Source organism: Arthrobacter sp. lap29, from assembly GCF_032458965.1.
Lineage (GTDB): Bacteria > Actinomycetota > Actinomycetes > Actinomycetales > Micrococcaceae > Specibacter > Specibacter psychrochitiniphilus.
This window is the reverse complement of sequence record NZ_JAUCEK010000005.1, coordinates 173,771-192,570: the sequence shown is the minus strand read 5'-3', so window position 1 is coordinate 192,570 and position 18,800 is coordinate 173,771. Positions and strand designations below refer to the sequence as shown.

19 protein-coding genes and 1 tRNA gene are annotated in these 18,800 nt (G+C 60.9%); 12 read left to right on the top strand and 8 right to left on the bottom strand.

Features of this window, described 5'->3' with window-relative positions:
* Window positions 1-76: 76 nt before the first annotated feature.
* From RY113_RS10495 to dhaM, 4 genes are all read left to right on the top strand, one after another.
* Window positions 77-583, top strand: a complete 507-nt coding sequence (locus RY113_RS10495; protein ID WP_110105947.1) for an amino-acid N-acetyltransferase — start codon at window positions 77-79, stop codon at window positions 581-583.
* 116 nt (window positions 584-699) lie between these two features.
* Window positions 700-1,701 (top strand): dihydroxyacetone kinase subunit DhaK, encoded by a 1,002-nt coding sequence (dhaK, locus tag RY113_RS10490; protein ID WP_315914509.1) that lies wholly within the window; start codon window positions 700-702, stop codon window positions 1,699-1,701.
* Window positions 1,702-2,346 carry a dihydroxyacetone kinase subunit DhaL gene (gene dhaL, locus RY113_RS10485; RefSeq protein ID WP_315914508.1) on the top strand — a complete coding sequence of 215 codons (645 nt, stop codon included), beginning with the start codon at window positions 1,702-1,704 and terminating at the stop codon, window positions 2,344-2,346.
* Complete coding sequence (gene dhaM / locus RY113_RS10480; protein WP_315914507.1) at window positions 2,343-3,044, top strand: dihydroxyacetone kinase phosphoryl donor subunit DhaM; 702 nt, start codon at window positions 2,343-2,345, stop codon at window positions 3,042-3,044. The genes dhaL and dhaM overlap by 4 nt, the downstream gene beginning before the upstream one ends.
* A 162-nt stretch (window positions 3,045-3,206) precedes the next feature.
* On the opposite strand, the gene RY113_RS10475 is transcribed toward dhaM, so the two are convergent.
* A complete protein-coding gene (locus tag RY113_RS10475) occupies window positions 3,207-4,154 on the bottom strand; it encodes an A/G-specific adenine glycosylase (protein ID WP_110105948.1) in 948 nt (315 codons plus the stop codon).
* 151 nt (window positions 4,155-4,305) lie between these two features.
* On the opposite strand from RY113_RS10475, the gene RY113_RS10470 reads away from it, so the two are divergent.
* Window positions 4,306-5,010, top strand: a complete 705-nt coding sequence (locus tag RY113_RS10470; RefSeq protein WP_110105949.1) for a hypothetical protein — start codon at window positions 4,306-4,308, stop codon at window positions 5,008-5,010.
* 49 nt (window positions 5,011-5,059) lie between these two features.
* On the opposite strand, the gene disA is transcribed toward RY113_RS10470, so the two are convergent.
* The 3 genes from disA to RY113_RS10455 form a co-directional block, all read right to left on the bottom strand.
* Window positions 5,060-6,130 carry a DNA integrity scanning diadenylate cyclase DisA gene (gene disA, locus RY113_RS10465; RefSeq protein ID WP_110105826.1) on the bottom strand — a complete coding sequence of 357 codons (1,071 nt, stop codon included), beginning with the start codon at window positions 6,128-6,130 and terminating at the stop codon, window positions 5,060-5,062.
* 141 nt (window positions 6,131-6,271) lie between these two features.
* Window positions 6,272-7,663: a DNA repair protein RadA gene (gene radA, locus RY113_RS10460; protein ID WP_315914506.1), complete on the bottom strand. Its 1,392-nt coding sequence runs from the start codon at window positions 7,661-7,663 to the stop codon at window positions 6,272-6,274.
* Window positions 7,664-7,769: 106 nt separating this feature from the next.
* On the bottom strand, window positions 7,770-8,903 hold the full coding sequence (locus RY113_RS10455; protein WP_315914505.1) for an FUSC family protein: 1,134 nt from the start codon (window positions 8,901-8,903) through the stop codon (window positions 7,770-7,772).
* Window positions 8,904-9,118: 215 nt separating this feature from the next.
* Between RY113_RS10455 and pstS the strand changes: the two genes are divergently transcribed.
* The 5 genes from pstS to RY113_RS10430 all read left to right on the top strand — a co-directional run bounded on the left by pstS (window position 9,119) and on the right by RY113_RS10430 (window position 14,379).
* Window positions 9,119-10,240, top strand: a complete 1,122-nt coding sequence (gene pstS, locus RY113_RS10450) for a phosphate ABC transporter substrate-binding protein PstS (RefSeq protein ID WP_315914504.1) — start codon at window positions 9,119-9,121, stop codon at window positions 10,238-10,240.
* 51 nt (window positions 10,241-10,291) lie between these two features.
* Window positions 10,292-11,239: a phosphate ABC transporter permease subunit PstC gene (gene pstC / locus RY113_RS10445; RefSeq protein ID WP_315914503.1), complete on the top strand. Its 948-nt coding sequence runs from the start codon at window positions 10,292-10,294 to the stop codon at window positions 11,237-11,239.
* Between the two features lies 1 nt (window position 11,240).
* The gene (gene pstA, locus RY113_RS10440; protein WP_110105831.1) at window positions 11,241-12,347 is read left to right on the top strand and encodes a phosphate ABC transporter permease PstA; all 1,107 of its coding nucleotides are present in this window, start codon (window positions 11,241-11,243) and stop codon (window positions 12,345-12,347) included.
* A 25-nt stretch (window positions 12,348-12,372) separates the two neighbouring features.
* Complete coding sequence (gene pstB / locus RY113_RS10435; RefSeq protein WP_110105832.1) at window positions 12,373-13,152, top strand: phosphate ABC transporter ATP-binding protein PstB; 780 nt, start codon at window positions 12,373-12,375, stop codon at window positions 13,150-13,152.
* A 126-nt stretch (window positions 13,153-13,278) separates the two neighbouring features.
* The gene (locus tag RY113_RS10430; RefSeq protein WP_315914502.1) at window positions 13,279-14,379 is read left to right on the top strand and encodes a hypothetical protein; all 1,101 of its coding nucleotides are present in this window, start codon (window positions 13,279-13,281) and stop codon (window positions 14,377-14,379) included.
* Between the two features lie 18 nt (window positions 14,380-14,397).
* On the opposite strand, the gene RY113_RS10425 is transcribed toward RY113_RS10430, so the two are convergent.
* The 3 genes from RY113_RS10425 to RY113_RS10415 all read right to left on the bottom strand — a co-directional run bounded on the left by RY113_RS10425 (window position 14,398) and on the right by RY113_RS10415 (window position 16,882).
* Entirely contained in the window at window positions 14,398-15,408 is a 1,011-nt protein-coding gene (locus RY113_RS10425) for an anion permease (protein WP_315914501.1), read from the bottom strand.
* A gap of 2 nt (window positions 15,409-15,410) precedes the next feature.
* On the bottom strand, window positions 15,411-16,028 hold the full coding sequence (locus RY113_RS10420; protein ID WP_110105835.1) for a DUF47 domain-containing protein: 618 nt from the start codon (window positions 16,026-16,028) through the stop codon (window positions 15,411-15,413).
* Window positions 16,029-16,234: 206 nt separating this feature from the next.
* Complete coding sequence (locus RY113_RS10415) at window positions 16,235-16,882, bottom strand: hypothetical protein (RefSeq protein WP_315914500.1); 648 nt, start codon at window positions 16,880-16,882, stop codon at window positions 16,235-16,237.
* Window positions 16,883-17,043: 161 nt separating this feature from the next.
* Here RY113_RS10415 and RY113_RS10410 point away from each other — a divergent pair.
* A tRNA-Lys gene (locus tag RY113_RS10410) sits at window positions 17,044-17,116 on the top strand.
* Window positions 17,117-17,226: 110 nt separating this feature from the next.
* On the opposite strand, the gene RY113_RS10405 is transcribed toward RY113_RS10410, so the two are convergent.
* Window positions 17,227-17,862 carry a cysteine hydrolase gene (locus tag RY113_RS10405; RefSeq protein ID WP_110105837.1) on the bottom strand — a complete coding sequence of 212 codons (636 nt, stop codon included), beginning with the start codon at window positions 17,860-17,862 and terminating at the stop codon, window positions 17,227-17,229.
* A gap of 102 nt (window positions 17,863-17,964) precedes the next feature.
* On the opposite strand from RY113_RS10405, the gene RY113_RS10400 reads away from it, so the two are divergent.
* Window positions 17,965-18,798, top strand: a complete 834-nt coding sequence (locus RY113_RS10400) for a hydroxymethylpyrimidine/phosphomethylpyrimidine kinase (RefSeq protein WP_315914499.1) — start codon at window positions 17,965-17,967, stop codon at window positions 18,796-18,798.
* The last annotated feature ends 2 nt before the right edge of the window (window positions 18,799-18,800 follow it).

The window sequence follows — 18,800 nt, the reverse complement described above, 5'->3', positions numbered from 1 at the left end:
AAGTGGGATGTGGTTTAAGTGGTGGCGGTTTAAGGTGCCCCCGGGGTCATAGACTGAAGCGGTGACTGCACAAATCATTGCCCCCGCTATTGTCCTCCGGCCTGCCAGGACGGCCGATGTCCACGCCATCAAGAATCTGGTGGCCCCGCTGGCCGAGAAGAGAATTCTGATTTCCAAGGAGTCCGTCACCTACTTCGAGGCCATCCAAGAATTTTTGATTGCAGAAATTGATGGCGAAATTGTTGGCTGCGGGGCGCTGCACGTCATGTGGGAAGACCTTGCAGAGATCCGCACCCTCGCCACTACTGATACCTTACGGGGCAGGGGAATTGGCCGGGCGATCGTTGAAAAGTTGCTGGTAAATGCCAGAGTACTCGGCGTCAGCCGTGTCTTTTGCCTGACCTTCGAGGTGGACTTCTTTCTCCGCAGTGGTTTCACCGTCATGGCCGACCAGAGCGTTGTTGATCCCGCCGTTTACTCCGAACTGCTGCGATCCGCCGATGAAGGTGTTGCCGAATTTTTGGATCTTGCCCGGGTTAAACCCAATACTCTGGGCAATACCAGGATGATCTGCCAGTTGTAGTAACCGCAGCGAAGAGCTGACATCTCTACCAACGGGGCATAGGCCCGGGTAGGGTTCAGAGGGGGGCCGTTCCAAGGCACCCCACTAATCGCTGTGTGATTTCGGAGGGTTTAGTCATGAAAAAGCTCATCAATGATCCCAAGACGGTAGTCGATGAATCGGTGGAGGGATTTGGCCAGGCACATGCCGGACATGTAAGGGTGCACACTGATCCGCTCTTTGTGACCCGTAAGGACGCGCCCCGGGCCGGCAAGGTGGGCCTGATTTCGGGCGGTGGCAGTGGCCATGAACCCTTGCACGCGGGCTATGTGGGATATGGCATGCTGGACGCCGCAGTTCCCGGCCCCATGTTCACCTCGCCTACTCCCGACGCCATTATTCCGGCGACCATCGCAGCCAACGCTGGTGCCGGCGTGGTGCATATTGTCAAGAACTACACCGGTGACGTGCTCAACTTTGAGACGGCAGCCGAAATGGCTGAGGCTGAAGGCGTTTCTGTCCGCACCGTCCTAGTCAACGACGACGTTGCCGTGGAGGACTCGCTATACACGGCAGGGCGCCGCGGGGTGGCTGGGACCGTGCTGGTGGAAAAGATCGCAGGTGCTGCCGCAGAGCGCGGGGATGATCTGGACGGCGTGGCCGCAATTGGCCAGCGCGTCAACGACAACGTGCGCAGCATGGGTGTTGCACTGTCCGCCTGTACTGTCCCTCATGCCGGGGTGCCCAGTTTTGAACTGGCCGAGGATGAGATTGAGATTGGCATTGGCATTCACGGCGAACCGGGGCGCCACAAGATTCCCATGGAGAACGCCGACGCAATTACCGATCGGCTGCTGGAGCCGATCTTGAGCGACCTTGCTCCGGCGGCAGGGGAGCGGGTACTGCTCTTTGTCAACGGCATGGGCGGCACCCCGGCAAGTGAGCTGTACATTGTGTACCGGCACGCCGCCAAGGTCCTGGAAGCTGCCGGACTCATTGTGGAACGCTCACTAGTGGGTAACTACATCACCGCCTTGGAAATGCAGGGCTGCTCAATCTCGGTGCTGCGCCTGGACGATGAAATGATTGAGCTGTGGGATGCACCCGTGAACACGCCTGCACTGCGCTGGGGGATGTAAATGAAACCGACACTTGACACTGCCTGGGCCGTGCAATGGCTGCGGCTGGCAGCAAAGGTCATTGCCGAAAACCGGATGGCCTTGATTGAGCTGGACAGGGTCATTGGAGACGGGGACCACGGCGAAAATATGGACCGCGGCTTCAGTGCCGTCCTGGCGAAGCTCGACGCCGAGCCGCCCGCCACCCCCGGAGCCGCCTTCAAGCTGGTGGCAATGACGTTGATGTCGAAGGTGGGAGGGGCTGCAGGGCCGCTCTATGGCACGGCATTCCTGCGTGCCGCCACAGCCGTGGGGGACGCAGCCGAGCTGGATTCAAACACGCTCGCCGCCTCCCTGGCCGCCGCACGGGACGGTGTGGTTGCCCGTGGCAAGGCGTCAGTGGGAGAGAAGACCATGATTGACGCCTGGACCCCGGCCGTGGACGCCGCGTCCGCAGCTGCTGCCTCCGGGGCCACTCCGGCGGCCCTCTTGGCTGCGGCAGCCACGGCTGCCGAGGCCGGTTCCGTCTCCACGGATCCATTGATTGCCCGCAAGGGCCGCGCCAGCTATCTGGGGGAGCGGGCGATTGGGCACCGCGATCCGGGCTCGGTCTCCTCGGCACTGATTTTGCGTGCAGCAGCACAGGCCGCGGGGGAGGGCGCATGAGCGTAGGGTTGGTCATTGTCTCCCACAGCACCCAGCTGGCGGCCGGGGTTGTTGAACTGGCCGAGCAGATGGCCCCCGATGTGGTTTTGATTCCCGCCGGTGGCATGGACGACGGCGGCATTGGGACATCGCTGGAAAAGGTCATGAGTGCGCTGGGGCAGGCAGATACCGGGGCCGGGGCAGTGGTGCTGACCGATCTTGGCTCGGCCGTCATGACGGCCGAAGCCGCGCTGGAATTCATGGGCAGCCCCGAGCTGGTCCGCTTGGCCGACGCGCCTTTGGTTGAAGGTGCGGTTGCTGCCGCGGTGGCCGCACAATCCGGGGCATCACTCGAGGTGGTACTCAAGGCCGCCGAGACGGCGCTGGCTGCACCAGCCATATCCGCCGTACCCGCGCCGGCCGCTGCCGAGGGGCCAGCTTCATCCGCTGCCGTGGCTGATACCGCTGTGACGGCTGTGCTGAGGCTCATCAACCCCATGGGCCTGCACGCCCGCCCGGCGGGGGCACTGGCAGGCGCACTCGGGGCCATGGATGTGGATATTGAAATCAACGGGGTGGACGGGCAGTCGGTCATGATGCTGATGACGCTCGGTGCCGCACAGGGCACGGAGCTGAACGTCTCGGCCACGGGTCCGGACGCGCAACGGGCCGTGGAACTGGTGCGCACGCAAGTGGAAGCCGGATTCGGAGAGATCTGAGATACCAGGACGTGGTGGCTGTCATTTTCGGGTGGTTCGCGCGCCGGCAAGGCGATGCGGAGGTAGTTGTTAAGATCGGAGGCCTGTCCACAGGCCTCCGATCTTAACAACTACCTCCGTTGCTGTCATCTGCCCGTCATTTCAGCTCCAGCGGCCTGAGGGTTACGCGGGGAGTTGGTACCCGGCGGGTGAGAGCTGGGCTAGGCCGTCTACCACCAGGCCTGCGAGGGCACGCTCTAGTTGGGGCGCGTGGGTGTTCAACTGGTGCAGTTTTGCCAGCTCGGCCGTTACTTCCAGGTGTAACTGGGCAGCCTGTGCATCCCACAGGAGGTCTGCATGGATGGGCGAGCTGGCAGCCCGCAGCACAGCCATAACCGCCCCGCGCACCTGCCTGTCTGTCCCAGCCCATGGTTGCCCTTTTGGAATGTAGGTAGGTTCCGGCTGGCCCGCAGCAATCCAGGCACATTGCTCAAACACAGGGCATTGCTCACACTTTGGGCTCCTAGCCGTGCAGATCAAAGCCCCCAATTCCATCACTGATGCGTTCCACAGCACAGATTTATCGCGGTCCTCGGGCAGGAGCTGGGCCGCCAATGTCATTTCGGCAGCAGTTAGTGCCGGTGCCGGCAGTGCTTGGCCAATGACTAGCCGGGCGTGCACTCTACGGATATTGGTGTCCACCACGGTGGTGCGCTGGCCATACGCGAACGCGGCAACCGCCGCAGCCGTGTACGTCCCCACGCCGGGAAGCGCCAGAAGTTCCGTGTACGTGTTCGGCACAGCGCCGTCGTACTTTTGAAGAATTTCAGTGGCGGCAGCATGCAGCCGTAAAGCTCGCCGGGGGTAGCCCAAACGGCCCCAGGCGCGCAGCACCTCGGCGGCCGGAGCCGCCGCGAAGTCTGCCGGGGTGGGCCAGCGCTCCATCCACGCTTCCCACACCGGTTGCACCCTCACCACGGGTGTCTGCTGCAACATGATCTCGCTGACAAGAATGCCCCAGGCAGAGCAATCATGGCGCCATGGCAGGTCTCTGGCTTCGCGCTGGAACCAGGCATTGATGCGGTGGTGCAGGACTTCTGTGGGAACGCGGGAGGGCGCTGTGGTGGGCATGAATTTCCTTGCGAGGGAGAACTGGCCGGTGGCCAGGGTGATGAACATAGCGGGGAAGGTGAGCGTTCCTTTTAGCGTAGCCGCTAACGGTTAGGCGGCTGACGGCGTGGTTGGTCAGGCGCAGCTCCGGGATTTCGCTAGGCTTGGGTTTGTGGGAAATTCAAGTAGTTCCGGACGTGGCAAGAATTCCTCAGTTGCGCCCGGTGGCAAACCCGCATCGACGGGCGCAGGGCCTCAGGGAAAGCCACCACGGCAGCCCGGTGTTTCAGCCAAGGTCTACCGCCGGCGTCGCATGGTAGTGGCGGTCCTGACGCTGCTGGTTGTAGCCGCGATTGTGGCAGGAACCTTCTTGATCTCCGGGTTCCTTGGCGGTGGGAGCAAAAATGATACCCAACCTGCTGTGGTTGGCAACAGCCCTACTGAAAAAGCCAAGCCCGCTGCCAAGGCGGGAACTCCGCCGTCGGATGTGTGCGATGAGGCCGGGATCAAAGTCAAGGCCAGCGTAGACAAACCCTCCTATGGGCCAGATGATCATCCAGTGCTCACCCTGCAGGTGACAAATTCCGGCAAGACCCATTGCGATATCAACGTGGGCACCAGCCAAATGGAATTTTTGATCACCAGTGGCGAAGACATCATCTTCAACTCCGCGTACTGCCAAATGGATAGCACGGATCTGGTCAAGAACCTGGCCCCGGGTGCTTCGGAGAAAGCCAACTTTGTGTGGCAGCAGAACCGGACGGCACCTGACTGCGCCAAGGTAGTCTCCCAACCCGGCCGCGGTGGCGCCACGTATGTTCTGGTGGCCACCCTAGGGAAATGGTCCAGCGAAAAGGTCACCTTCACCTTGACGTAGCAACTGGCGCCCGTGGACTAGCTTGTGGCACCCCTGCCGCAGCTGCGGGTTAGAGGAAACGGTCCAACAAGCTGGCTTCGGCAATGCGGGAGAGGCCCTCGCGGACGTTGCGGGCGCGGAGCTCGCCGATCCCATCAACCATCATGAGCTCGTCAATGGTGGCTGCCATCAGGTTCTGCAAGCCACCAAAATGGTCAACAAGACGCCCCGCAATGGCGGGCGGGACGGCCTTCAAGCCCGAAACCAGGCGGTAGCCGCGAGGCTGGATGATGGCGTCGATGGAGTCATTGCCAGAGACCAGGCCAACAATGCCGGCAATTGCGTTCAGGTCTATGAGGTCAGCCTGGTCAATCTCCTGCAGGGCAGCCACAGCGGCGTCAACATCTGTTGTTTCCGGGTCGGTGTAATCGCGGATCACCATATCCGCACCGGAGCCGCGGCTTGCGGAAAGTTCTTCGAGCTGAAGGGAGAGCAAGCGCCCATCCACACCCAGTTCAAGGACGTACTGGGCAATTTCTTCGGAAATGCGGCGCACCATCTCGTGGCGTTGCAAGGTGATAGCTACGTCGCGGACAGTAACCATGGCCTCAATTTCCAGCGCCGACAATGAACTTGTCACCTGGTCCAGCCGTGCCCGGTAACGTTCCAAAGTAGCCAGGGCTTGGTTGGCGCGGGCCAGAATTTTTTCCGAACCTTCAAGGACGTAGCGCAAGCCATCCACATAGAGGGCAATGATCTGCATTGATTGGCTAACGGAAACTACCGGGACACCGGTTTGGATTGCTACGCGTTCGGCCGTGCGGTGCCGGGTGCCTGATTCCTGGGTTTCAATGCTGGGGTCAGGGACCAGCTGGACGGCAGCGCGGAGTATCTTGGTGGCGTCCTTGTCGCAGACTATTGCACCGTCCATTTTTGCCAGTTCACGAAGGCTGGTGGGGGCGAAGTCTATGCCGATCTCAAAGCCGCCAGAGCACAGGCTTTCAATGGTCTTATCTGAACCGAGCACAATGAGTGCACCCGTGCGGCCTCGAAGAATACGTTCCAGCCCATCACGCAGTGGCGTTCCCGGCGCGACACGGGCAAGAGTGGCCTTGAGGGCCTCTTCGGGGCTGCGAAGCATGGGCGGTTCCTTCTTTTCAAGCGCGGGAATCCGCGCAAGTCACAGTGCCCATAATAGTAGGAGCCCTACACCTTTGAGCCTCGCCTTGCCTTTAGGCGCGCGCATCTTGACCGATCTGTGTCCTGATCACCTCCAAAACCCCTAAAGGTGCAGCAGAAGTTCCGTTGCCTCGGCGATGTGCTCGATCTGTTTGACCGTGAAGTCCGGTGGAATGGGACCGGGGCCATTGGCGCTTGCCGGCACCAGAGCATGTGTGTAACCCAGGCGGCTGGCCTCTTGGATACGCTGGTTGATGCCTGGCACAGGGCGCACCTCACCGGCTAGTCCCACCTCCCCAAAAGCCACCATCTTGGCGTGGACAACCTTGTTGGTTTTAGCCGAAACAATGGACATGGCCACAGCAAGGTCCAAGGCAGGCTCACTCAACCGGGCCCCGCCCACCGTGGCCACATAACTGTCATCGGCGTCCAACCGCAGCCCTGCCCGCTGCTGCAACACGGCAAGCAGCATGCCAACACGGGTGGAATCCAGACCGCTGACAGTGCGCCGCGGCGAGGACCCCAGGGACGGGGTTAGAAGTGCTTGAACCTCGGCGAGCAGGGGGCGCCGTCCCTCCATGGTCACCGTGATGCAGGTGCCTGAAACGGGTGCCGAAATACGTGAGGTGAACAGCCCGCTGGGATCTGCCAGACCTTCGATGCCGTTGTCCGTCAAATCAAAACAGCCCACCTCATCGGTTTGCCCGTACCTGTTTTTCACGGCTCGCAACAGGCGCAGACGGGAGTGGCGTTCACCATCGAACTGGCACACCACATCCACCAAGTGTTCCAAAAGGCGGGGACCGGCAATGGAACCGTCCTTGGTCACATGACCCACCAGCAAAGTGGTCATGTTCAACCGCTTGGCGGCAGCAATGAGTGAGGCCGCCACCTCGCGCACCTGCGAGACCCCACCCGCTGCCCCATCAACCATGGCGCTGCTAAAGGTCTGCACCGAGTCAACAATCAACAGTGCCGGCTGCACTGCTTCCACCTGGCCCAGAGCGGTGCCAAGATCCGTTTCGGCGCCCAGATACAAAGTGTCCGCAACCGCGCCAATACGTTCGGCACGCAACTTCACCTGGGCCGCCGATTCCTCACCCGTTAGGTACAGCACCTTTTGGGGTGCACGGCCATGGTCATTACGGGCAAATTTGGCAGCCACATCCAGCAGCAGGGTGGACTTTCCCACACCGGGTTCCCCCGCCAGTAGGATCACGGCCCCTGGCACCATGCCACCACCTAGAACACGGTCCAGCTCCGGGACTCCCGTGAGGTTGTGCGCGGCCTTGGAGGCGTCAACGTCCGCAATCAGCTGGGCTGGGCGCAGAACAGTGGTGGCCGCCGTGGTCCTGACAACCACGGTGCCAATTTCTTCCAAGGTGCCCCAAGCCTGGCATTCGCCACAACGGCCAACCCATTTCACGGCGCTCCAGCCGCACTCCGTGCAACGGAAATTCTGTCCCGAGTTTGTTTTTGCGCTCTTTGCTGCCATGGTTCAAGCCTAGCGCCGGGCACCGACATCCGCGGGCGGCCCGGCGCTCCGGCACCTCAGGTGAAGTGCCCGCGGCACCTCAGGTGAAGTGCGCTGCGCCCGCTTATTAGAGTGCTGGCAATAATGAGCGGATGTCGGCGGGGTCCATCTTGGCGGCTTCCAACAGGTCCACCATGAGTGTGCGGAACAGCAACACCACTGTTTCTCCCTCCATGCGCGTTATTTCCAAGGTAGCCGGGTGCAAACGAATGGCAATGTCTGCCAGGGAATCACGGGCGTGGCTCAGCGTAATGCGTGAAGTGGTATCGGCAAGGGCCGCACCCAGCTCATCCACGGCAGCTGCCGTCTCACTCATAACTTCGGCCAAGTGCATGGACCCGGCCTCAGAAAGGGCCGCATTGTTGATGACACTGGCCAGCCGCCGGGCTAAAACCCGGGCCGAACGCATGGCATAATCCACCCGCACCATGAGCTTCGCCAGCCCCTCAACTTCTTGTAAATGCCGGCGGTACAAGGGGGAAAGTCGGGCAATCTCAACAGAGCCACGCAAACCCTGCCGCATGGCGTCAATGCGGGGTTGCTGGCCGCGGGCGCGGACCAGTGCATGCCAGGCAGTGGTGGAATCGTTGTACGCCAAGGCGGAGGCGCATTCACGCAACACCAGGGAAAGCTCACCGAGCACTTCCTTGAGATCATCCTTGGGCTCACGGCGCGGGTCCCGGGGGATCAAGAACGTAGCTGCCAAGGCGAAGCAGCCACCTACAACCGCGTCCAGGCTGCGAGTAAATGGGCCGCCGGCCGGGATCGGTAACAGCACCACAAGAAGGGACTGCAGTGCCAACTGCGTGGTGAAGATGGCTCCGCTATCCAAGAAGCGGGCCAACACTATGGAGAGGAACAATATTAAGGCGGCCTGCCAGATCCCGGAGCCCAGCCAGTGCAGCAACATGTCTCCCAGGGCTATGCCTATGGTGCAACCCAGGCCCACTTCAAGGACGCGGCGCACACGCGGGTCCCTAGAAAAGCCGAGAGCGATGATGGCGCTGGTGGCGGCAAACAAGGGGCCTTGATGCCCCAACACCAGCTCTGAAAAGTAGTAGGCGGAAACAGCGCAAATGGCCATCAACAAGGCGGGCAGAACTGAGCTTGCGCTGCGGCGCAGGCCGAGCCGGATACGGCGCTTGAGAAAGAGAACTGTGGCGGCCGTCCCAGTGGGCTCCGACGGGGCTGAACCTGGCATGGAATTAGTCTATGCGCAGCGGCTGATCCCGATTGGTGGGCCGAAACAAGAAGGAGGTGACCGGCGTCGGGCATTAAAGCTGCGGTAAGTGAAGGCGAAGAATCCCTGAAGCGTTAACCTTGCGTTCACTTGGGAGGGGCCCCGGCTTCACTTCAGCCTCCTACTCTCGAAGAGTAATGAAAAAGAAGAATGCAACCCATCGAAGAGGTAAAAGCGTGAAGGCACTTCACATTGGCCGCGTAGCAGCAGTTCTCACCGTCGGCGCATTGGCACTTACAGCATGCGGTACGGACAACGTGGTCACCCCCGGTAACGGCGGGGGCACCACGGCAAGCACCGGCTCAACGGTCACCGGAACACTGACCGGTACGGGCGCCAGCTCCATCTCCGCCGCTATGGACGCGTGGAAGGCCGGCTTTGAGTCCGCGAACTCCGGCGCCAAGATTCAGTACTCACCCGAAGGCTCCGGCGCGGGACGCAAGGCACTGATTGCAGGAGCCGTGCAGTTCGCCGGCTCGGACGCGTTCATGAAGGACGAAGAGCTCACCTCCGCCAAGGAAAAGTGCGGGCCCGACGGCGCCATCAACGTCCCCTGGTACATCTCACCGATCGCGGTGGCCTTCAATGTGGACGGCGTCAAGGACCTCAAGCTCGACGCCGACACGATCGCCAAGATTTTCCGGGGCGAAATTAAGAACTGGAATGACCCGGCCATCAAGGCAGCCAACACGGACGCCACACTGCCGGATTTGGCCATCACGCCCGTGCACCGCTCCGATAACTCTGGCACCACCGAGAACTTCACCGACTACTTGGCCGCAGCCGCCTCGGGTGTGTGGACTGATAAGAAGTCCGGTGACTGGCCCTCAGCTCTGCCCGGCGAGAACGCCAAGGGCACCTCGGGGGTTGTCAAAACCGTCATCGAGACAGCCGGCGCTATCACCTACGCTGATGACTCGGCAGTCACTGACGCCTTGGGCAAAGTTGAGCTGAAGGTTGGAGACGCGTTTGTGCCCGTCACCGCCGAGGCTGCAGCCAAAGCAGTTGACGCTGCAACTGTTGTGGCAGGGCGCAGTGCCAACGATCTATCCCTGAAGCTGGACCGCACCACCACCGTTGCCGGAGCCTACCCGGCAGTGCTGGTCTCCTATGGCGTGTTCTGCGCCTCCTACCCGGATACCAGCGCAGTTGACCTGGTCAAGGCCTTCGGTTCCTTTGTTCTCAGCGACGAAGGTCAGAAGCAGGCAGCCGACGCCGCCAAGAGCGCGCCCCTGTCCGCCGAGTTGGCGGCCAAGGCGAAGGCGTCAATTGACTCCATCAGCGTCGCCAGTAAGTAAGCGCCGGTTCTAGGCAAGAGTTCGAAGCAAGAGTCAGTAGAAAGTACTAGATTGACCACCACAAAGCTCGCACCCACATCGGGGGCAGGGCGCTCTGCGTCAGGCCGCACAGGAGACCGAGTGTTCTCCGGTGCGGCACTGGGCGCCGGTGCGCTGATAGTTGCCGTGTTGTTTGCCGTGGCGCTGTTCCTGGTTGTCCAGGCACTTCCCACTTTTAGTGCGAACCCTGCCGAGATCACGGGGGGAGAGGGGTTCTTCTCCTACATCTTCCCCATTGTCATTGGCACGTTGATTGCAGCCACGATTGCACTGCTCATCGCCACGCCCATCGGGGTGGCAGTGGCCTTGTTCATCTCGCACTATGCCCCGCGGCGCCTGGCCAGGGGGTTGGGCTATGTGGTGGACCTTCTTGCAGCGATTCCCTCAGTTGTCTACGGCGCTTGGGGAGCCAGCTTTCTGGCTTCCTCCCTCAAAGCGCCCTACGCGTGGCTGGCTGAGCACTTAGGCTGGATTCCCATCTTCGCCGGACCGGCGTCCGGGACGGGCAAGACCATTTTGACGGCGGGCATTGTGCTGGCCGTCATGGTGTTGCCCATCATCGCCTCACTCACCCGGGAGATTTTCCTGCAGGCCCCCATGCTGCACCAAGAAGCGGCGTTGGCGTTGGGGGCCACCCGGTGGGAAATGATTCGCATGGCAGTTCTGCCCTTTGCCCGCGGCGGCATCATCAGCGCCGTCATGCTGGGTTTGGGCCGGGCTCTTGGTGAGACCATGGCGGTTGCGCTGGTGCTCTCCTCCGGGCCGCTGATCGCCTCCTTGATTCGCTCCGGCAATCAGACCATTGCCGCGGAGATTGCCCTTGACTTCCCGGAGGCCTTTGGCCTGCGCATGCACGAACTCATCGCAGCCGGTCTGGTGCTGTTCCTCATCACTTTGGCAGTGAACATGGTGGCCCGCTGGGTTATCAACCGCCACAAAGAATTCTCGGGAGCCAACTAGTATGGCCACGCTCATAACTGAACGCAAACGTTCCGCACTGACCCGCGGCCGCCTGCCCCGCTACACTCCCTGGGTGATTGCGGCCAGCGCCGTTGTTGTCTCTGCGGCTCTCCTGTCTCTTATTGGCTTCAACGTTTTTGGCTGGGCCGTGCTCTCCGCGGTGCTCTTTGCCGCAGCCAACGTCACGGCCGCCGCCATTGTTGAGGGCCGCCGCAAAGCCACTGACAAGCTGGCCAGCTCCCTCATCTACGGCGCCTTTCTCGTGGCGTTGCTGCCGCTGGTTTCGGTCATCTGGACTGTTCTGCTCAATGGGGTCCCGGGCTTGCTGACCCCCGGCTTCCTGAGTACCTCCATGAATGGTGTGACGGGCGCCGTCGACAACGCCGCCGTGGCCGATGGCACCCCGGTGCTGGGCGGTGTCTATCACGCGCTGGTGGGCTCGGTGTTGATCACCCTCTGGGCCACCATCATCTCGGTTCCGGTGGGCCTGCTAACCGCCATCTATCTCGTGGAATACAGTGCCGGAAACAAGTTTTCCAAAGTCATCACCTTCCTGGTGGACGTCATGACCGGCATCCCCTCGATTGTGGCCGGCCTGTTCGCGGCCGCCTTCTTCGCCCTGATCCTGGGGCCGGGCACCAAGACCGGGTTTGTGGCCGCAGTGGCCCTTTCCGTGCTGATGATCCCTGTGGTGGTGCGCTCCAGTGAGGAAATGCTCAAGATTGTGCCCAATGAACTGCGCGAGGCCGCCTACGCACTGGGCGTGCGCAAGTGGCGGACCATTGTCAAGGTGGTTATTCCGACGGCGATCTCAGGTATTGCCTCCGGTGTGACCTTGGCCATTGCACGGGTTATTGGTGAAACCGCACCACTGTTAGTCACTGCCGGGTTCGCCACCAGCATCAATATGAACGTTTTTGCCGGCTGGATGTCATCGCTGCCCACCTTCATTTACACGCAGATTATGACGCCCACTTCGCCCTCAAACTCTGACCCGTCCACCCAACGTGCCTGGGCTGCGGCGTTGCTGCTGATCCTGCTCGTCATGCTACTGAACCTCGGCGCCCGCTTAGTGGCGCGCCTCTTCGCGCCGAAAACCGGCCGCTAAATTCTTCTGAACGGAACCTTGAACCATGTCAAAACGTATTGATGTCAGCGATTTGAATGTCTACTACGGCGATTTCCGGGCTGTGGAGGACGTCAACATCACCCTCGACGCCAAGTCCGTCACCGCCTTCATTGGCCCCTCAGGCTGCGGCAAGTCAACCTTCCTGCGCACACTGAACCGCATGCATGAGGTTATCCCCGGCGCCCGGGTAGAGGGCAAGGTACTGCTTGACGGCGACAACCTGTACGCCGACGGTGTAGACCCCGTGACGGTGCGCAGCCAAATTGGCATGGTCTTTCAGCGCCCCAACCCGTTCCCTACCATGAGCATCCGCGATAACGTTCTGGCCGGCGTGAAGTTGAACAGCCGGCGCATGCCACGCAGCGATGCCGATGATCTCGTGGAGAAGTCGCTGCGCGGCGCCAATCTGTGGAACGAGGTCAAGGACCGGCTGGAAAAGCCCGGCTCCGGCCTGTCCGGCGGCCAGCAGCAGCGCCTGTGCATTGCCCGCGCCATCGCGGTCTCCCCGGATGTGATCTTGATGGATGAGCCCTGCTCGGCCTTGGACCCCATCTCTACACTCGCCATCGAGGACCTCATCAATGAGCTAAAAGATGAGTACACGGTGGTGATTGTCACGCACAACATGCAACAGGCCGCCCGCGTCTCTGACAAGACCGCGTTCTTCAACATTGCCGGCACCGGCAAGCCCGGCAAGTTGATTGAATTTGCCGAGACGGCCACCATCTTCAACAACCCCGCAGAGAAGTCCACTGAGGATTACGTCTCCGGCCGCTTCGGCTAACCTCCGCCACGCTGAATACCGCAAAAAATACGCCCGCCTCCCACATCTGCGCCCCGTAGACCGGGCGCAGATGTGGGAGGCGGGCGCGCTTTCCATTCTGGACACCCCGGGCGATACGCTGGAAACATGACTTCACTCCCTGCTGTCCGCGGCGCCCACCTGGTAGGCTCCATCAACCAGCCCACAGCTGCGGACACGCTGCGCATTGTGGCGGAGAACCTCGGCACTCACGCCGCACGCATCCCGGACGGCGAAGTGGGTGAGAGGTTCCACTGGATACTCTTTCAGGGCGCCAGAATCGAAGCCACCCCGGGACTGAGCCGTGTGCCGGGTGAGCCGTTCATGATTGCAGGTTTCGATCTGCGTAAAATTAGATTTGACGGCTCAGTGCCCGCCGCCGAGCTGACGTTTGGCCCGCTGGGTTATGCCGAGGCGGCGCTGGCCAGCTACCAGAATTTCAAGGCGTTGCGCGAGGCCGGCACCATCGCCGAGGGCACCCGCTTCCAGGTTGCCCTGCCGACACCGATGGCCCCGCTGAGTTCATACCTAAACGACGCTGACCAGGGCCTTGTTTACCCGGCCTACGCCGCAGCCATGGAACGTGAAATTGCTCAAATAGCTGCCGGTATCCCCGCCACGGACCTGGCCATCCAAATAGATCTGGCCGTTGAATTTAGCCACATTGAACAAGTCTGCGCGGGCGCCAATATCCCTGAGTTCTGGTACATGGACGGCGCCAACCCCACCCCGGCGCGCATCATCGATGCAGTTTCCACCATGGCCGCCGCCTTTGCCTCCGTAATCCCCGCTGATGTGCAGTTTGGCATCCACCTTTGCTACGGCGACGTTGCCGAGAAACACTTCGTTGAGCCCGCCGACGCCGCAAACCTCACTGCCGTGGCCAATGCGCTGTCCGCCAAGATCACCCGCCCCATCGAGTTTGTGCACCTGCCGGTCCCCATAGAGCGCCATGACAGCGCCTACTTTGCTCCGCTGGCCAGCCTGACCCTGCACCCCGAAACAAGGCTGTTCCTGGGCCTGGTACACCACGAAGACGGTGTTGACGGCGCGGCCAAGCGAATCGCCGCCGCCCGCCCAGCGCTGGCCGGTGCAGGCTTGGAGTCCTTTGGCATCGCCACAGAGTGTGGTTTTGGTCGCGGCCCGGCCGAACGCACGGCCCCCCTGCTGCGCTTGCACGCAGAGATCATCGAAGCAGCCAACGCCTGATCCAGCTGGCGGCTAAGCCTAGGCAAGCGGGGACAGTGCCAGGAAGAACAAGGCGCCGAGCATAACGCAGACAACGGGTGTGGCGATCCACGCCAGCGCAATTTTGAGCAGTACCCGCCCGTTGGTTGCGGAGAAACGCTGATTGGCTCCGGCGCCCACAATAGCGGCAGTGACAGTGTGCGTTGTTGACAGCGGCATGTGCAGACCAATGGCACCAACGAACAAAAGCCCGGCTCCCAGCATCTGGGCCACGGAACCGCGCATGGGATCTACCCGCACTAGCCGGTGGCCCAAAGTGTAGGAGATTCGCCAGCCACCAAACAAGGTGCCCAAGGCGAGCAGTGCCGCAGTGAACACCACCACCCACACGGGTATTTCCCCAGCACCAATGGACCCGGCCGCCACTAGCGCGAACAGGACAACCGCCGTGGTCCGCTGGCCATCTTGGAGACCATGACCAAAAGCCACGGCGGCGCCAGCTACTGACTGCAATTGCCGGGCACGCCGGTTGACCCGGTTCGGAGCCGTATTCCGCGCCGCCCAGGAGGAAGGGTAAACCGCGGCGAAACCCAGCACAAACGCCACCAGCGGGGAAATCAACAGTGGCAGCAGCACCAGCGTGAACATGGTGGTATTGATGCCGTCCACGGGTGCGTAACCAATGACCGCCGAGCCCAGCGACGCGCCGCCCAGGGAGCTGATGAGGGCATGTGTGGACGAGGAAGGAAAGCCGCGCCACCAGAGATAAATACCCCACAAGCATGAGGAAATGAGGGCGGCCAGCAGCAGAATCAGCCCGATGCGTCCAGTGGGAACCATGAAAATTTTGTCCGCAAAGGCTGCCGTCAAAGCTACACTGGCCACGGCGCCGAGGCAGTTGAACAGGCTGGCCAAAAGCACCGCAATGCTGGGTGTCAGGGCGCGGGTGCGCACGGAAAGTGCGACGGCGGCGGAGGCATCGCGGAAACCGTTCAGGAAGGCGAAAGTTGCGGCCGTGACGATCACGGCTCCGAGGAGGAACGCTATCAAGGTCAGGATTCCTTGACGATAATGCTGCCCACCTGTGTGGCCACCGTGCGCAATTGACGGCTGGCTGCTGCGAATTGATTGGACAGGCTGCTGTACTTTGTAAATATGGTGGGGCTGTGGGCTTCCAGCAATTCTGCAACAACCACTCTGTGCGTGTGATCGGCCCGCTTGGACAGGCGCAGCACCTCCAGCCAGTAATCCTCTAGGCCGTCCAGATCATTGAGCGATTTCATGGCCGTCGCCGTGAGTTCTGCTTGGCGGGAGAGAATTTCCAATTGGTCGCTAATGCGTGTGGGAATGCGGTCCAGGACGTAGAGTTCAACCACTTCGCCGGCGCCCGTGAGGATCTCACTGGTTTCATTCAATAGCTGGCCCAGGATGTACAGGTCCTCGCGGGGCAGCGGGTTGATGAAACTGGTGCGCATATTTGTCAGGAGCGTGGCGAAGTTGGCGGTTGATTCCGCCTCTTGTTTACGCAGCGTTTCCGCCAAGGGGGTGAAATCTGCCCGGCCGGCACCCAGTAGCTCGGCCAGGGTTTGTGTGCCGGATAAAATGTGCTCTGACATGCGGGTCAGGGCCTGCAGCCCTGCAGTCTCTTGGGGAAAAAGTCGAAACTTCACGGCAAGACCTTTGTTCTTAGCGGATTCGCACGGATTATCCCGGTAGCATCAGGGCAAAAAAGTGGTGCCGAACCGGGAGCGCCTCTCGGCACTAGGCCGCTCTAGGCGGCTATAAAATGGAGCCCGGGGGTTCCACGGTTCGGCACCACTTTCAGTCTTATACGTCTGGGCTCGAGTGTCAACTGGGGGCCCATGCGTGAGACTGATTAGTCGAGTTCGCCTTTCCTCCATGACTTGGCTGCGCTCTCTAAATCTTCGGCCGTGCGCACCAGTTGGTGGGCTTTTTTCGTCAAGGCAGTGGCGTGTTCGGGGTGAGCAACTCCACGTTCTACAGCCAAGGTGGCCTGACCTAACGCCACTACACGGCAAAACGCGGCGGAGCGGTCCAGGGCAATGTCAAAATCTCCGTCAAAGGCGCCGGAGAGGATGGCGTTTGCCATGACGGTGATTTCTTCCGCGCCGGGCGGCTCAGCGACTCCGGCGACGGCGTTGGCTACTTGGGCTTTTTGCTGGCCTGCACGGAAAAACACGCTAATGCCTTCAGGATCGTGCAATGTTGCTGCGCGCAGGGCGTAGAGACGCCAGAGTGCGCCGGGGAGTGAGCGGGCGGGGCTTGCCGCCCACATTTCTGCGATGGCCTCAAGCCCCTGCTTATCTGCAAGTTTGACAAGGCGCTTGGTTATCTCTGGATCGTTACTTTCACGGCCGCCGCGGACCAGTGCGCGGGCGGCAAGGTGGGCGGCCTCGGAGACACGAGCCGGATCGATGCCGCCAGCGTGGTTCTCAAAGTCCGCAGGTGAGAACGGCACTGGTTTGTGCGGGCGGGGTGCGTTGGAAACTGGTCGATCATTCATGACACGACACTACCCCTGCCACCGGGCCGGGTCGAGAGAACGGGCCGGGCGCAAACAACATTCCGTGGCTCGATTGCATTCTGGTGCATGCTGTGCGGTAGTCTAATATGCGTCAACTTTTGCAGCAGTGGATTCATTGTTGTGAGGGCGACGTTTAGGTCGGGCCTTTAGCTCAGTTGGTAGAGCATCGGACTTTTAATCCGTGGGTCGCGGGTTCGAGCCCCGCAGGGCCCACCGACTTTTCAGCAGCCCGGAATCATGAAACATGGTTCCGGGCTGCTGCTTTTTCTTCACCGAAGTTCAGCGAAAAAGCGCAAAAGCGAAAACGGGGAATGAAACGACGGTCAGTAGCCGCGTGAGGAATCCTCCAGCGTTGCGGCCGTGTCCAAGGCAGCAATGAACTCGTCGGTGGTGGTTGGTGTGGAGAACATGGGGTAGTTGAACTGGACTGAACTCTCGCCCTCCTGAACGCTTGTGGCGGCCACAGCGTCCGTCAGGGTGATGACGTTGTAGCCGCGTTCGTAAGCGGTGCGCATGGTTGACTCCACACAGCAGTTGGTCAGAAAACCTGCCAGCACCACAGTCTTGATGCCTTTGGAACGCAGAATGAAGTCAAGGTTGGTGCTGCCAAAAGCGTCCAGACCGCGCTTACCTTCAATCACAATGTCTGATTCGAGCGGTGCAAAACGCTCCATGATTTCGGCGCCCCAAGCACCTTTCACAAACGCTGTGGCATCAACTACGCCCTTGAGAATTCCATAGGGATGTTTGGAGATTTCGTTGTAGCCGGGGGCGAAGCTGATGGGGGAGTGGATCACGGTGGTTCCGGCCTCCCGTGCAGCCGCCAACACTTTCTCTGCATTGTCCAAGGTGTTGTTGGCTGCCATGGAATCCTTCACGGCCTCATGCAAGACACCGCCTTCTGAGGTGAAATCATTTTGAAACTCAATAAAAACTACGGCTGTTGATTCCTTATCCAAGGCAATCTCCTAGAGGTTGGCACAAAAAATCTCATGGCAACGCTGAATCTACCTGCGGCCCGGCAACATTGGTAGGGCAACGCGAAGTGGCAAGATAGTTCCATGACACATAATGCCCCTGCGCTTGCCCTGACCATTGCCGGATCCGAAGCAACCGGCGGCGCCGGTGCCCAGGCTGACCTGAAAACGTTCCAAGAGCTGGGCGTTTTCGGCATTGTCAACCTGACGTGCATTGTCTCCTTTGACCCGAAGGACAACTGGAACCACCGCTTTGTTCCGGTGGAGCAGCAAGTCATTGCGGACCAGTTGGAAGCTACCTTGGCTGCCTACGGCGCAAACTCGGGAGCCCCCACCACCTTGGACACCGTCAAGCTCGGCATGATGGGTAGCCCCGCCACCATCAGCACCGTGGAAACCGCGCTCAAAGCGGCCGCTTTCAAGAACGTGGTGCTGGACCCAGTACTGATCTGCAAGGGCCAGGAACCGGGTCATGCGCTGGACACCGATCAGGCGCTCAAGGCTCAGCTTCTGCCGCTGGCAACCTTTGTCACACCTAACCACTTCGAAGCCGAGTCACTCTCGGGCATGAGCATTAATAACGTTGAGGACCTGAAGGAAGCCGCCCGCAAAATCCATGCCATCAGCGGTGCAGCAGTCCTCGCCAAGGGTGGGGTGCGGCTGGAGGGGGAAGACGCCGTGGACGTTTTCTTTGATGGGCAGACCATGGAAGTCCTCACCGCGCCGAAAGTTGGTGAGGTGGCAGTTTCCGGCGCCGGATGTTCACTGGCCGCAGCCGTGACGGCGGAATTGGCAAAGGGTGCCACCCCGCTGGAAGCGGCCCGCACAGCCAAGGCATTTGTCACTGAGGGCATCAAAAACCGGGTGGTTTCGGGTGCCCCGTTCACCGCTCTGTGGCAGGGCAGCATGCGCGCCTAACA

Coding starts and splice junctions, on each gene's coding strand:
- dhaK (WP_315914509.1), top strand. CDS start 700: ATGAAAAAGCTCATCAATGATCCCAAGACGGTAGTCGATGAATCGGTG.
- RY113_RS10455 (WP_315914505.1), bottom strand. CDS start 8,903: ATGCCAGGTTCAGCCCCGTCGGAGCCCACTGGGACGGCCGCCACAGTT.
- RY113_RS10415 (WP_315914500.1), bottom strand. CDS start 16,882: ATGAATGATCGACCAGTTTCCAACGCACCCCGCCCGCACAAACCAGTG.
- pstB (WP_110105832.1), top strand. CDS start 12,373: ATGTCAAAACGTATTGATGTCAGCGATTTGAATGTCTACTACGGCGAT.
- disA (WP_110105826.1), bottom strand. CDS start 6,130: ATGCTTCGCAGCCCCGAAGAGGCCCTCAAGGCCACTCTTGCCCGTGTC.
- RY113_RS10475 (WP_110105948.1), bottom strand. CDS start 4,154: ATGCCCACCACAGCGCCCTCCCGCGTTCCCACAGAAGTCCTGCACCAC.
- pstA (WP_110105831.1), top strand. CDS start 11,241: ATGGCCACGCTCATAACTGAACGCAAACGTTCCGCACTGACCCGCGGC.
- RY113_RS10430 (WP_315914502.1), top strand. CDS start 13,279: ATGACTTCACTCCCTGCTGTCCGCGGCGCCCACCTGGTAGGCTCCATC.
- dhaM (WP_315914507.1), top strand. CDS start 2,343: ATGAGCGTAGGGTTGGTCATTGTCTCCCACAGCACCCAGCTGGCGGCC.
- radA (WP_315914506.1), bottom strand. CDS start 7,663: ATGGCAGCAAAGAGCGCAAAAACAAACTCGGGACAGAATTTCCGTTGC.
- dhaL (WP_315914508.1), top strand. CDS start 1,702: ATGAAACCGACACTTGACACTGCCTGGGCCGTGCAATGGCTGCGGCTG.
- RY113_RS10400 (WP_315914499.1), top strand. CDS start 17,965: ATGACACATAATGCCCCTGCGCTTGCCCTGACCATTGCCGGATCCGAA.